This is a genomic window from Magnetococcales bacterium (assembly GCA_015231175.1).
Classification (GTDB): domain Bacteria; phylum Pseudomonadota; class Magnetococcia; order Magnetococcales; family DC0425bin3; genus HA3dbin3.
Map to the genome: position 1 here is coordinate 42003 of JADGBZ010000004.1, position 13194 is coordinate 55196.

Sequence of the window (13194 nt, forward strand, 5' to 3'; positions counted from 1 at the left end):
CCTTGGCCAGATTTCCAGGGATCCCCCTGTTGCCGGAATCCGACTGCCTAGACCTTTCTTTCAGCTGCTCGAAGACGTTGGGACATGCTGCGCAACAGAACAGTACCAATACTGGGAAACGTTTCGAGCAGGTGGCTGAAACTCCGGGATGAGAGACGCAACAACCGGGTTTCTTCGAGAACTGCACAACTGGCGGAACGGGGTTCATTGTCCAACAGCGACATCTCGCCGATGCCCGCGCCGGGGCCGAATCGTCCCACCTCTTTTTCCTGCACTGTCACAGCAACCAGGCCCGATTGCACGATGAAGAAAGCGTCCCCCTGATCTCCTTGTTGAAACACTATTTCCCCGGGAAGACAGACCCTCGTGTCGAACAATTCCGCCATGATCGCCAAATAGTCCGCAGGGACATCCTGGAACAGAGGGACTTTGCTCAAAAAAGAGACCTGCGAAATGATCTCGAAGGCGTTTGTTTCCTGTGCAGCCATGCCGCCCCCCTCTCTCTCGTGATTCGCTCCATCATACAGCACGACCCGGTTCAGCCACTTCTCCGCAACGAGGAGTTCATCCGGCGCGGAATGATCGGCTCTACCAGGCGTTGCAGGTTCAGCCAGCAGAAACCTGTTGAGTAGCGGCAACACCAACCCTTGGTCATGCCGATTCAGCATCGTTTCCAGCAGTTCCATGGAGTTGGCTTGTTTGGTTCCCTGAGTGCCGCACACCTGTCTCCAGATATTAAACACCTTTTCACGCTCATACATCAATGCCAGCAACCCAAAAAGCAGTTCGAAGCGCAGCCGCAGGTGATCCTGGTAAAGCCGGGCGATAAACGGGTCTCTGGGTATCGAGGTCTCCCAGATGGTCAGAAGCCACTGGATGCTGTGGCAATGTTTCTGAAATATGGGAAGCCATGGAGCCGTGTCATAACGATTGCGGTTGCTTTTGCTCATCAGCCAGTTCAGGGCCTTTGCTGCTGTCAGGGCCTCGATGACACCGCGCTTTCCTGTGCAGTGCGCCAGGAGGGTGACCTCTGCCTCATTCCCACCGATCTCCCCCAGAACAGACAGCAAGGTCAATCGATCGATCACACTCAAATGGTCGCCATGCAACAGCACCGCCAATGACGGCACCCCTTCCTGGGGCATTTTCATCAACGCCATGATGACGGCATCACGTTGCTGGGAATCGTGCAACAAGTGTATCAGATCGGGGATCAGATCAGGATCACGCAACCAGCGCACAGCGCACACCGCCGTCTGTCTCACAGTATCCGAGACATCTTTGAGTAATCCTCTGAGCAATCTTCCCGAGCCGTTGCCACCCATGGCTTGCAGGATCGCAACCGCCTCCACCCGACGTTCCGGGCGATTGTCGTTCACCAGGCTATGAAAACGATGGAAGGCCATCATGCGCTGGTCCAGTTCCCCGCGTAACGCCAGGCAACTGGTGGCTGCGACCCGCACTTCTTGATGGGGAGACTCCATGTAGGCGGCGGGAGAGGGCACGGCGGTGAGAGCCCGCAGCCGGCAGATGCTTCGAATGGCTGTGGCAACCACTGCGGGGCGAGGATCTTTCAGTGCCTCCAACAAGTGGGTTTGCTGGGTCTGTGGCAGCAATTTCAGCGCCGCAGTCGCCAGCGCCGGATCGGCGCTTTTTGCAAGCAGGAGCACCTGGGGTTGAAATGGATCCACTCCGTGTTTCTCCAGATTCTGGAGCAAAAACTCGATGGCTGCCTTGTCACTCCCCTCCAGCAGGGTGCGCACCGCCGTTTGCCCTTCTGGACTTGCAAACAAGCGAGCCAGGCTGTCCTGATCCGTAAACGGTGATGCCAGAGAGGATTCCAGAGCCCTGCGGTATTGGGGAATCAAACGCACCAACAACGTGACACAAAGCCCCCCCAACAAAATGATCAGCAACGAGGAGGCGATATGACCGAGCCCAATCAGGCCCAGCAGCAACAACATCACCCCGCCAATCCCCTGCCCTAACGGCGCCATGGCCCCGCCCATCAGGGGTTGAGCCCTGTCGCGAACACGGCTGTTCAAGGGATAAAACAGCAGCTCCCGTGTCGGGACATCAAGCGTCTCGTCAAAGGAGGAAAAAACAAACAAAACGGCGGCGGCTGTCATCAGGGACGGAGACAGCATGAAAACCAGACTGGCGATGAGCAGCATGATCGGGTTGATCATCAAGCTGCGCAAAATGCCAAACTTGCGCAGCAACATGGAAACCAACCCGAACTGGATGACTATCTGGACCAGCCCCAGAAAACCATAGAACTGGCCGTAAAAGACGCACATCTCCACCTTGTTGAGGGTACTGCTTGCTATCGATTTTACTTGGAAATCGGCAACAACCGTCATGGAAAATACTGCAATGACAACAAAATATATAAGAACAATGTAACGGTTCTTCAATAGAGACGAGAACGGCGCCTGTCGGCCCGATGCATCTTCATCGCCCTCCCCCGAAGAGTGCCCCAGAGGTTGGTGAAAGTGACTGATGACCACGGGGAAGATGGCCACCACCACCAGAAGGGGGGCACAGAGCAGCAACAGATCCTCAGGCGAAAAGATCCCCAGTAAACCCTCTACACCGTAACCCATGACCAGGGTGCCCAACGGCAACCCGCCGTTGATGTACCCGAACAGGCGCCGAGCATCGCGAGAGTTGAAGTAGCTGCCGATGAAAGTATAAAAAAACGTGGTCAGAACCTGCCCGCCGACAAAAGTCCAGATGGCAAGAAGAAAATACAACACCTCGCGTTTTGGGTCCAACAACAGCCAAAAAATGACGATGGTGGCCGCCAGGCCGAGCCCTACGATCAGAAACAATCGTTCCGGGGAATACCTTTGTTGCAGATGCCCTACCAACGTGGCAACCAGGGCCGTCGCGCATGCAATGCCTATACAGAGCCATGGCAGCATCGTTTTGGAGCGTTCCGGTCCCAGACTGGACAGAAACAGCGTATCACCCAGGGTTACTCCCAGGGTAAAATAGATGCTGATGACGAACAACAACAGAAAAAAGGCCTGTACGCGCCAAAACTCGGCAGACCTTATCTGAAAAAGTGTCTGGAAGAGTGTACGAACCAGGGGAGTATCTCCGAAGTGGAAAAAGGAATGCGGAAGGCGACCATGCCGCCCACACTCCCTGCACACAGGGCAAAGGCACTCCAGAGGCACCGGGAGAAGATGCACCCCTGCTGGCGATCTGCGGGGCGCATGATGCTCCGTCAGAATCTCCCTGTCAACGTGCATTGGTCAGAATGACATGGAGTTCTCACAACAATCCCACACCCTTTTTCAGTACCCTTGCAAGAAAAGCCTGGATATGAAGGCCTTTATCAGGGCTTCGCTCCGAACCATGCCAGGGTGCCATCCCCCTGGATCCTCGCCCACGATGGCGGGAGATGCGGGAAGCGTCAAACTCCCGCTCAGTGGGTTGTAAAGGAGTGGGGGTGTCGGCAAAAGTCCTTGGTAATTCGACCGACATTCCTGCATACTTGCAGATGCTGTTAAAAGGGAGGGCCGTGTGGTAGGCTGTCGCCCGGTAGAGTGTTGCACTCCCGTGGCTCAGAGGAATCCCAGGAGAAGGATGCATGAGGCAACTGGTGGCGAGTTGTATAAAGGCAGCAGGTCGCACGGATGTGGGTTGTGTCCGTACCCTCAACGAGGACAATTTTTGGATCGATGAAATGTCCGGCCTGCTCCTGGTCGCCGATGGGATGGGTGGGCACGATGCGGGCGAAGTGGCCAGCAGCCACGTTGTCGAGTCCATGCTCGACATGCTGAAGCAACCCATGCCGGGAAACGCGGAAAATAAAGGTGAATATGGCGATCAGGAAGATGATGGTGAGATCGTCACCCTCTCCCCGGACGAGGTGGCCGAAGAGCTGGCCAGCGAGATGGAACAGCAGGAAAAAAAGATCGTCCAGAAGGTCCAACGCGCCATTGCTCAGACCAATCTCCTCGTCAACAACATTAACCAGGACCGGGGCTATCCGGAAGGATCCGGCATGGGCTCCACCCTGGTGGGATTTTGGGCGCCGCCAGGAAGCATGCGGGGCGTGGTGTTCCACGTCGGCGACAGCCGGCTCTACCTCATGCGCCAGGGTCAGCTCAAGAGTGTCACCCAGGATCATACCCTCTACCAGCAATGGCTGGATTTTGGCTCCAAGGGACAGCCGCCAGCCCAGAACGTGATTCTGCAAGCCATGGGGCCTGTGGAGCAGGTCATGCCGGATGTGCAAACCCTGGATCTACAGCCGAAAGACCTGATTCTCATGTGCTCCGATGGCTTGACGGGTATGCTCGCCGACGCCACCCTTGCAAAGATTTTGTCGACCGCCAACGAAAAAAATCTGCAAGAAGTGTGCAATCGTCTGGTCGATATGGCCAAGGAAAAGGGTGGCAAGGACAACATCACCGTGATTTTGGCCTGGATCTCGAAGCCGTGATAAATGCCGGCATCAGGGTCGGTTGCGTGTTCGCGCCGGCAAAAGCAGAATGGGTCATATCGGGAATGTTTGAACCATGGCAAGGGTAACACCGGAAGGGGGGATCGTTGAGGAGGCATCGTGAGAGAAAATAAGCGTCTTTCCATCATGTTCGCCGATATTGCCGGCAGCACCCGCCTCTACGAGCAGTTGGGTGACGCCAAGGCGCGGGAGATCACCTCCCGGTGCATCCAGCTCATGAGCGGCATTGTGGCGAAGTACCGTGGACGGGTGGTCAAAACCATCGGGGATGAAGTGATGTGTACCTTCCCCACTGCCGACGATGCCGGTGAGGCTGCCATCCGCATGCAGGAGGATCTGGCAGCCCAGGCCGACTCTTTCGAGGCCACGGTCAAGATACGCATCGGTTTTCATTTCGGGGATGTGATCGAAGAGAGTGACGCCGCCCGGGCCGATGTGTTTGGCGATGCTGTCAATCTGGCGGCACGCATGGCTGCCCAATCCAAGGCCGACCAGATCATCACCACCGGCGAAACTTTGGAACAGATGAACCCGGGCCTGCGCATCAACAGCCGCATGCTGATCTCGACAACCGTCAAGGGCAAACAAAAACCCGTCGACATCTACGAACTCACCTGGGGCGAAGAGGAGGAGTTGACGGTCATGGGCGGCATCGGGCTGGGGGTTGGCGTCCCCAAGGCACCCAAGATCATTCTGACCGTCTCCTACCAGGGGCAGGACATTGTCGTAGGGGAAGATCTGGGCTCCATGACCATGGGACGCGGCAAACAAAACAACCTCATGGTGCCGGACACCATGGCCTCCCGTACCCATGCCAAAATTGAATTTCGCCGGGACCGTTTCCTGATCATCGACCAAAGCACCAATGGCACCTACGTCACGGCCAGCAATGGCGAAACCTCTTTCGTCCACCGTGACGAGCGGCGCCTGTCCGACGAAGGGGTGATCGGTCTTGGCCAAAAGGTCCATGCCGGTCATGACATGGCTGTGAGCTATAAAATTGGCATGAGTTGACCCTCTGGGCATCACCGATCGGCACCCGGCAATGGCTCGGGGTTCAGGTGGATTCGGGATCCAGGGGCGTGGCCTCCTGGCAGGCCTTAGGGGAGTGATGGCCTGCACCGGGGGTGCCGTGTGAGTGTCCTGTCGTACCGAATCCTGCATACCGAGGCCTCCCTGGGGCTTGGAGGTCAGGAGATCCGCATTTTGACCGAATTGGCGGGTCTGATCGGTCGCAACCACCAGGCAACCCTGGTTTGTCCACCCTCCTCCCGCATTCGCGACGAGGCGTTGCGCATGGGTCTGCCGGCGACGGCTTTACCCATAGGCCGCAAAAATCTGGCAGGATTGCGGAGCATGTCGGCCTGGTTGCGTCACCATCCCGTGGACGTGGTGATCAGTCATAGTTCCACAGACAGTTGGTTGACGGCTTTGGCCACCCGATTTTTGCATCCACGGCCCTTCTTGATACGGGTGCGGCATATCTCCACGCCGGTGCATGACAATCTGCCCACCCGTTGGCTGTATCAGAAGGCTGCCGGACATGTCATCACCACGGGCGAATGCATTCGCCGACAATTGATCGACCAGCGGGGGCATCCGCCGGAGAGGGTCACCTCCATTCCCACCGGCATCGACCTGGCCCGGTTCACCCCCGGTGACCGCGTTGCGGCGCGTCATCAGCTTGGTTTGCCCCGCGAGCCCTTTCTGGTGGGAATCGTGGCCAGCATGCGGGATTGGAAGGGGCACCAGATCCTTTTGGAAGCCTTCAAGGCGTGGGCAAGGCCCGATACGCGGCTGGTCATCGTCGGTGAGGGGGATCGCTGGGTCGAGATCAAACGCCGCATCGCCGAGCTTGACCTGGGTGAGCTGGTTTTCATGCCTGGCAATCAAGCCGACGTGGCGCCCTGGTTGCAAGCCCTGGATCTCTTCGTCCTGCCCTCCCTGGCCAACGAGGGTGTTCCTCAGGTGATTCTTCAGGCCATGGCTTGTGGTCTGCCCGTGATCGGCAGTGCCATAGGTGGCATACCGGAGGTGATCGACCATGGAATGACGGGTCTGTTGGTACCGCCCGGGGATGTCCATGCCCTGCGGCAGGCACTGGTCGGATTGATGGACCATCCCGAACAACGTCTCTCTTTGGGTCTCGCTGCCCAACGCAGTGCAACGCCCCGTTTCGGTGTGGAGGTCATGTTGGACCACACCGAGGAGCTGTTGCACTCTTGCTTGAGGCAAAACAAAAAATCGTGGTAACTATTCACCATCCGGCCACGAATCGGGGTCCAGGGGGCTGGCTCCCTGGCGGGGTTCGGGGCGAAGCCCTGACAAAGGCTTTCATGTCCAAGCTTTTCTTGAATGGGTGGTGAATAGTTACAAATCGTGACACAATCAACGCTGCAACAGAGAGACGATTTCGCCGATCCTGTTCGTGAATGTATGGTTTTTTATGACATTTTCATACCCCTGGCGCGCGATTCTTTCCCTGGCCAGCGGATTGTTTTCGTAGAAGCGGATTTTGTCGAGCAGTTCATCAACGTTCGCATACATCTCCAGGTCCACCCCTTCCCGAAACACCTGGGAGAGAGTCTCCTGCCGATTGGCCAGGAGAAATCCACGGGCAAACAAAACATTGAAGATCCGGTCGCTGAGACCGTCCAGGCTGTAAATCCTGGAAATGGAAAGATTGATACGACTCTCCGCAAAAACCCGTCCCGAGTCTTTGTACTGATCGCACAAGCCATGGTAGTGAATGTTGGGCATGTCTGATTCAGCCCAATCCGCTGGTCCAAAAACGTCAAGATGGGGAATGGCTTGAAAAAAATATTGTCTCTGCATGAAGGCCACTTCCTTGGCCAATAAGGCAGGAATATTGATGGCCGCAAAACCATGAAAAACACTGTCGATGCTGCGAATGTATTGAGTCACTCTTTCCGACAGTTCTGGCAGAATATACTGAAATTTCTTGGATGCATCAGACTGCAAATTCAAAATTCTCGAAAAAATATGCATCAATCTGTCAGCAAGAAGCTGAATCTCTGGCAAAGAATCGACAAATCTTTCCTTCATTTCTGAGATAAATTGACGATAGTAATTGTTTTCACCCAACTCAATCGTGCCAACAAAAGTAACGCCATATTTTTTTTCAACGCTCACGTGATCGACAGGAGTGATATTGCATACATTGAGAAAATACTCCGACCGCACACCGATCCTTTTCAGGTAGGCAACATCTTCTGTATACGTACAAAAAACATAATCATTATCAGCAAACATCTCCCTGGGCCATCGGTCGTGTTCGATCATCTTATCGACAAGCCAATGAAAGACCGGAATGCTCAACGTGGAGCCCATACGAGAGACGTATGGGGAAAAAACCGGATGACACAAGATAAAATCCGGATGGAACCGGTTAACCAATGCCAAAATGTTGGTCAAATCCTCGTGGGTTTCGCAATACTCGGCAGCCACTTCAAGACCATTTTCGACACACGCCCTTGAGATATCATCGTAGTACTTGTAAGACCGGAATTTGACCAGGAGGCAACGTTTTGGTTTCATGGCCACACTTCGAATGGTGTTGCACGACACGAGGAATTGCCACAGGATGGATCGCAAAAAAGACGCCATAACTGGCGAAACAGCAAACGGAGCACGGCATCAATCTTGCGAAGACTCCCCATGTGCAAATTCCCGCAACGATTCAGCACCCTTGCAAGAAAAGCCCGGATATGAAAGCCTTTGTCAGGGCTTCGCCCCAAACCCCACCAGGACACTGTCCTGGACCTGCCAGGGAGCCAGCCCCCTGGACCCCGATTCGTTTTGATCGTTACGAGGAATTCTGCCCATGACGCGGCAAAAGGAGCAACCAGAGGTCAACCCGGCCCCCATGGATATGACTCGTATCATTGAAGAGATACGCAAGCTGGATGGCCTTGTCCAGGCCGGACGTATGGATGAAGCCATCCGCGTCGGTGAAAATGTGCTGGCCTCTTTACCGGACAACGTGGAGATCATCTCTCTCCTGGCCGACATCCACTGGCAAAACGGCGCCCTCGATGAGGCGGAAAAATTGCTGTTGCGCGGCCTGGAACGGGCTCCGAACCATGCACAACTCCACCTGCGCATGGGGGATATCGCCAGAACCCGTGGACAAATCGACACGGCCATGGCTTGTTACCGGGAGAGTGTCCGCCTTGATCCCAACAGCGTGGACGGGCATTTTCAATACGGGGCCCTCCTCGCACGCAAGGAACGCTATGCCGAGGCCATCTCCGCATTGCAACGCGCCCTGAACATCAAACCGGACCTGATTGAAGCCCACCAGTTGCTGGTCATCCTCTTCCGCCGCGAAAACAAAATTATCCTGGCCAATGTACACGCCTTGCTGCACGACCATTACCAAACCACAGGTTCGCGCCAATACGACGGGAATCTGATTCAGGACACCTACTTTCTGGATACGCAAAGAGCCCTGGAGAAGGCTCGGCAGGGTTTACTGCTCCCTTCCAACCGGGAGGCACCCATCCAGCAGATCTGCTACCATCATGATGCCAGCACAGATCCTGGTCCAGACACCCTCGTTCACCTCCCCTTGAATCGCGTCCCGGCTTTTTTTTTCGATTACCATCTGCGCCCCCCTACCACGGTCGACTTCGATCCAACCGACTCCTTGCAGGTGCAAATGGCCCTTGCAGTCGCCAAAAGTGTCGACAGATCCGTCATATTACGCACTTCGACCATCCAGACCACCGTGACGCTCAACATCCATCAGGCGCCCGAGTTTGAGCCGGGGGAACCCTTGAGCGTCTTCATGTTTGTCAGCCGAAACAACACGGTCGCCGCAACTGAAACAAACCATATCGCCAAGGCCCTTGCCAGACAGGGGTGCCGGGTTCATTGCGAAACCGAAAAAAATGGCATGGAAATTTTGGATACCTACCGCCTGCTCAAGTCGTTCTACGCCTTCAATCCGCATGTGACGATCCATTTCAACCACGCCAATCATGCGCATCTGCATGCGGATGTGTTCAATATCATCTGGTATCAGGATCCCGCACAGGCCATGCAGGGCGGCAAGCCTCCTGTCTGGCGCAAACGCGACATTATCCTCTCCTCATCCCCCGTGATCGATACCTGGTTACAGCAGTGTGGAGCCCGGGAGATCCACCGTCAAAACCGCTGTTTCGACCTCACACCCTACATAAACACGACCCCCTGTACAGAGCGGCGCAAGGTGGTTTTTGTCGGCCATGCGCACCACCACTACCTGCATGCATTGCCCCGCGACAAGGTGGAACCCATTGCCCAGATCCTGAACAACGTATTTGACCGCGGTGTGGCCTTGCCCGACGCGACACTACATGAACTGGCCGCACGAACCCAGTTTTCCTACACCGCAATCACCCATTTCATCTACCCGTATGTGGTGTGTCATCGCTCCATCCTATGGTTGTGTGAATGGGCACGGGAACTCGATATCGACCTGGAAATTTATGGCCAGTTTTGGGATGAACTCCCCGAAGTGGCACCCTTTCATCGTGGTGTGCTCTCCAATCCCCAGGCCGTTTCCGCCGTCTACAACCAGGCCCGTTACGCCTTGATCACCGACCCGGGCCAGCTCCAGACACAAAATCTGGCGGAAATCACCGCGTGCGGTTGTATCCCCATCGTTTACGACATCCGGGTATGCGTCCCCCCTCCCCATTGGGATGATGCCATCCTCTATTTCCGCACCCGGGATGATTTGCGGCAATGTTTGACCCAAACACCCCCTCAGGAACCGGCAACGATTGCCCAATCCCTCTCCTGCGACTCCCTGGCCCAGCGCATTGTCGGTTGGGTCAGGCAGGCAACCACCAACATTTAAAGCATCGACCACCCGGCCACGCATCGGGGTCCAGGGAGCTGGCTCCCTGGCAGGGCCTAAGACAGTGTCCTGGTGGGGTTCGGGGTGAAGCCCTGACAAAGGCTTTCATATCCAGGCATTTCTTGAACGGTCGGGTCAGCCAGGCAAGCAACAGCATTTAAAGCATCGGTACATTAATTGCGTGCCCAGGGTCTCAGAACGGATGCCCGGAAATGCGGTTCGTGCCTCTGAACAGATGCCCGGAAATGCGGTTCGTGCCTCTGAACAGATGCCCGGAAACGCAGATTGTGCCTCTAAAAGGAAAAGCAGCCATGACAAAACAGGAGATGGAAAGTTCAGTCGTTCCTGACGGGTCACCTCCACTCCGGCAATTGATACAAAATTTACAAGAGGTTCCTCACCTTGTCGCAGCAGGATCGTTGGACGAAGCCAGCGATATCTGCGAAAGAGTTTTGCGTGTCTGGCCCGACAAGATCGATATTTTAATTTACCTGGCTGAAATATATATGCAGAAAGGATCCCACGACCGAGCCGAAGAACTTATCACCCAAGGTTTGCAGCAAGCGCCACGGGAGGCCCTACTACACCTGATGATGGGGGAGATTGCCAACTCACGTCACGACATCGACAAGGCCATGTCGCACTTTCTGGAGGCTGACCGCCTGGATCCCGACAGCGTGAATGGACAATACCAATGTGGCACCATCCTGGCCGAACGCGAGCGCCACGAAGAGGCCATAGCCGCTTTCCAACAGGTCTTGGAGCGCAAACCGGACATGGCCGAGGCACACCAGTCCATTGCGCATGTCTTCAATGTGGTCGGGGCGGAAATTCTGGCCCATGTGCATTTGCGCCTGCATGACCACTTCAAACAACCGGAACAACCTTTATATCCAGCGCATCAGATCGGGGATACCTTTTTCCTGGATGGTAAAAAAGCCCTGGCGGCTGCCCACGCCCATGCAACATTCAAGTTCAGAAACTATTTCCAGGTGCAGCGACTCTGCTACCACTCCAGCCCGGCCATCGCCGAAACACACCTGGACAATCTGATCTACATTCCCACATCCAACATCGCCCATTTTTTTCTGGAAACCCGCTTCCGCCCGCCGACCATCATCGATTTTGACCCCGGAGATCCCTTCCAGGTGACCATCGCCCTGAAGGTGGCCGAGGTGATCAACATGATTCCCAGGTTGAGCATGAGCGCCATGCAGCAGGCGATCTCCCAATATCAACGTCCGGGACTGGATTTTGCGACCACACCCTGGCGCGTCTACATCTCGACCTCGCGTTGGTCGACCGTCATGCAATATGCCTCCCGTAACATGGCCCAGGCCCTGGAACGCCAAGGTTGCAAAGTCTCGTTTGCCATTGAAAACGACGAACGGGAAGTTTTGAACGCATGGCACGTGACCATGCAGACTCTCGATTATAACCCCCACATTGTCTTCAATATCAACTATCAGAATAATCTACACCTGCTACCGGATGTGTTCAATATCGTCTGGTATCAGGATCCGATGGCGGAGATTCGTCGCGAAGAACCCCTCCCCTGGCGCAAGCGCGATATCGTCTTTTGTGCCTATCCCTGCTTTGACGACATGATCCGCAAGACAGGGGTGCAACAGGTCCACCGCCAGGATTTGTGCGTCGATTTGAATTGCTTCGGCATGACCCAACCCCGTGCGGAACGTCGCAAGGTCGTCTTCCTGGGTAGCTCCCAGCACCGTTTCCTGAACGGCGTGCCCGGAGAAGATGTGGTTGTACGCGAATTGACCGAAATGGTCGAACAAGGGATGGTCATCACGGAGCCCCATATCCAGGATCTGGTTGCGCGCACCCGCATCCCCTATATCCACCTGACTCAATACCTCTACCCTTACGTGGTCCGCAGTCGTGCCGTTGAGTGGCTTTGCGCGTTGGCGCCGGAGTTGGAGTGGGAAGTCGAGATCTACGGTCGTCACTGGGATGAGGTACCCAACGTCGCCCCCTTTTTTCGCGGCGAGGTTCCCCACGGTGCTGCCGTCGCCGAAGTCTACAACCAATCCCGTTACGCCCTGGCGGCCCATCCACAGATGGTCAAGTCACAAAGGTTGGCAGAGATCTCCGCCTGCGGTTGTATCCCGGTCCTCTTCGACGACCGCATCCACGCAGAAGGCCCCCTGTGGGAAGATGAAATCCTCTTCTTCAAAACCAAGGCCGAATTGCGCGAACGCCTGCACCAGGAACCCAAAAACGACCCCTCCACCATCGCCCAGGCCTATACCTACGATGCATTTGCCAAACGTATCCTGCACATGGTGCGCGAGTCGCTGAACATGACGTAACATTTTTTGGGGCTCTACCCCAAACCCGCAAGGGCGCTGCCCTCGACCCGTATATGGACCCACCCCTGATTGCAAGGCGGAATCGACTCTTGACAGCACAGACGAGGGGTAAGATTGCACCCGTATATTCGGCCTCTCAGTGGGGATCTTCATGTTTGATCCCCGGGCCATGATGGGAATCGCGCTCCCTCCCCCAGATCGCCAGGACGACCTTAAAAGTGCCTGCGGGTCAAACGGGTTCGGAAGGAGCCGGTCCAACCTGTCTTGCCGTCATCGGCGTCTCGCCGCTTCGCAATCTCCGGCAGGATCTCCAAAGTCAAAACGTTGCTCCGCCAGAATCCCTCGCGCCTGGTTCCCCATCGCCGTCCGATTCTTGACCAACCGTTGCCGAATCCGGTGCAAGAACTGCATCCCCTGCTGTTCAACCGTCTTCACCCCCACAAACCGCATCTGGGGCCGTGTTCTCTACACGATCTTCCCACGGCTATCCATCCCGGTAATCTGGAAAACAGGCTTGG

At 55.7% G+C, this 13194-nt stretch carries 8 protein-coding genes; 5 read left to right on the top strand and 3 right to left on the bottom strand.

What is annotated here, in order from left to right:
- Positions 1–47: 47 nt before the first annotated feature.
- Entirely contained in the window at positions 48–3020 is a 2973-nt protein-coding gene (locus HQL63_01590) for an MFS transporter (protein ID MBF0175530.1), read from the bottom strand.
- A gap of 581 nt (positions 3021–3601) precedes the next feature.
- On the opposite strand from HQL63_01590, the gene HQL63_01595 reads away from it, so the two are divergent.
- The 3 genes from HQL63_01595 (at position 3602) to HQL63_01605 (ending at position 6733) form a co-directional block, all read left to right on the top strand.
- Complete coding sequence (locus HQL63_01595; GenBank protein MBF0175531.1) at positions 3602–4459, top strand: serine/threonine-protein phosphatase; 858 nt, start codon at positions 3602–3604, stop codon at positions 4457–4459.
- Between the two features lie 120 nt (positions 4460–4579).
- Positions 4580–5494: an adenylate/guanylate cyclase domain-containing protein gene (locus tag HQL63_01600; protein MBF0175532.1), complete on the top strand. Its 915-nt coding sequence runs from the start codon at positions 4580–4582 to the stop codon at positions 5492–5494.
- Between the two features lie 120 nt (positions 5495–5614).
- Complete coding sequence (locus HQL63_01605) at positions 5615–6733, top strand: glycosyltransferase family 4 protein (protein ID MBF0175533.1); 1119 nt, start codon at positions 5615–5617, stop codon at positions 6731–6733.
- Positions 6734–6868: 135 nt separating this feature from the next.
- On the opposite strand, the gene HQL63_01610 is transcribed toward HQL63_01605, so the two are convergent.
- The gene (locus tag HQL63_01610) at positions 6869–8038 is read right to left on the bottom strand and encodes a glycosyltransferase family 1 protein (protein MBF0175534.1); all 1170 of its coding nucleotides are present in this window, start codon (positions 8036–8038) and stop codon (positions 6869–6871) included.
- Positions 8039–8324: 286 nt separating this feature from the next.
- Between HQL63_01610 and HQL63_01615 the strand changes: the two genes are divergently transcribed.
- Together HQL63_01615 and HQL63_01620 are read left to right on the top strand one after the other, a co-directional pair.
- A complete protein-coding gene (locus HQL63_01615) occupies positions 8325–10346 on the top strand; it encodes a tetratricopeptide repeat protein (protein MBF0175535.1) in 2022 nt (673 codons plus the stop codon).
- 311 nt (positions 10347–10657) lie between these two features.
- Positions 10658–12676: a tetratricopeptide repeat protein gene (locus tag HQL63_01620; GenBank protein MBF0175536.1), complete on the top strand. Its 2019-nt coding sequence runs from the start codon at positions 10658–10660 to the stop codon at positions 12674–12676.
- 270 nt (positions 12677–12946) lie between these two features.
- Here the strand turns inward: HQL63_01620 and HQL63_01625 are convergent, their stop codons facing one another.
- Positions 12947–13111 (bottom strand): hypothetical protein, encoded by a 165-nt coding sequence (locus HQL63_01625; GenBank protein ID MBF0175537.1) that lies wholly within the window; start codon positions 13109–13111, stop codon positions 12947–12949.
- Positions 13112–13194 lie beyond the last annotated feature (83 nt).

Coding starts and splice junctions, on each gene's coding strand:
- HQL63_01610 (MBF0175534.1), bottom strand. CDS start 8,038: ATGAAACCAAAACGTTGCCTCCTGGTCAAATTCCGGTCTTACAAGTAC.
- HQL63_01620 (MBF0175536.1), top strand. CDS start 10,658: ATGACAAAACAGGAGATGGAAAGTTCAGTCGTTCCTGACGGGTCACCT.
- HQL63_01595 (MBF0175531.1), top strand. CDS start 3,602: ATGAGGCAACTGGTGGCGAGTTGTATAAAGGCAGCAGGTCGCACGGAT.
- HQL63_01615 (MBF0175535.1), top strand. CDS start 8,325: ATGACGCGGCAAAAGGAGCAACCAGAGGTCAACCCGGCCCCCATGGAT.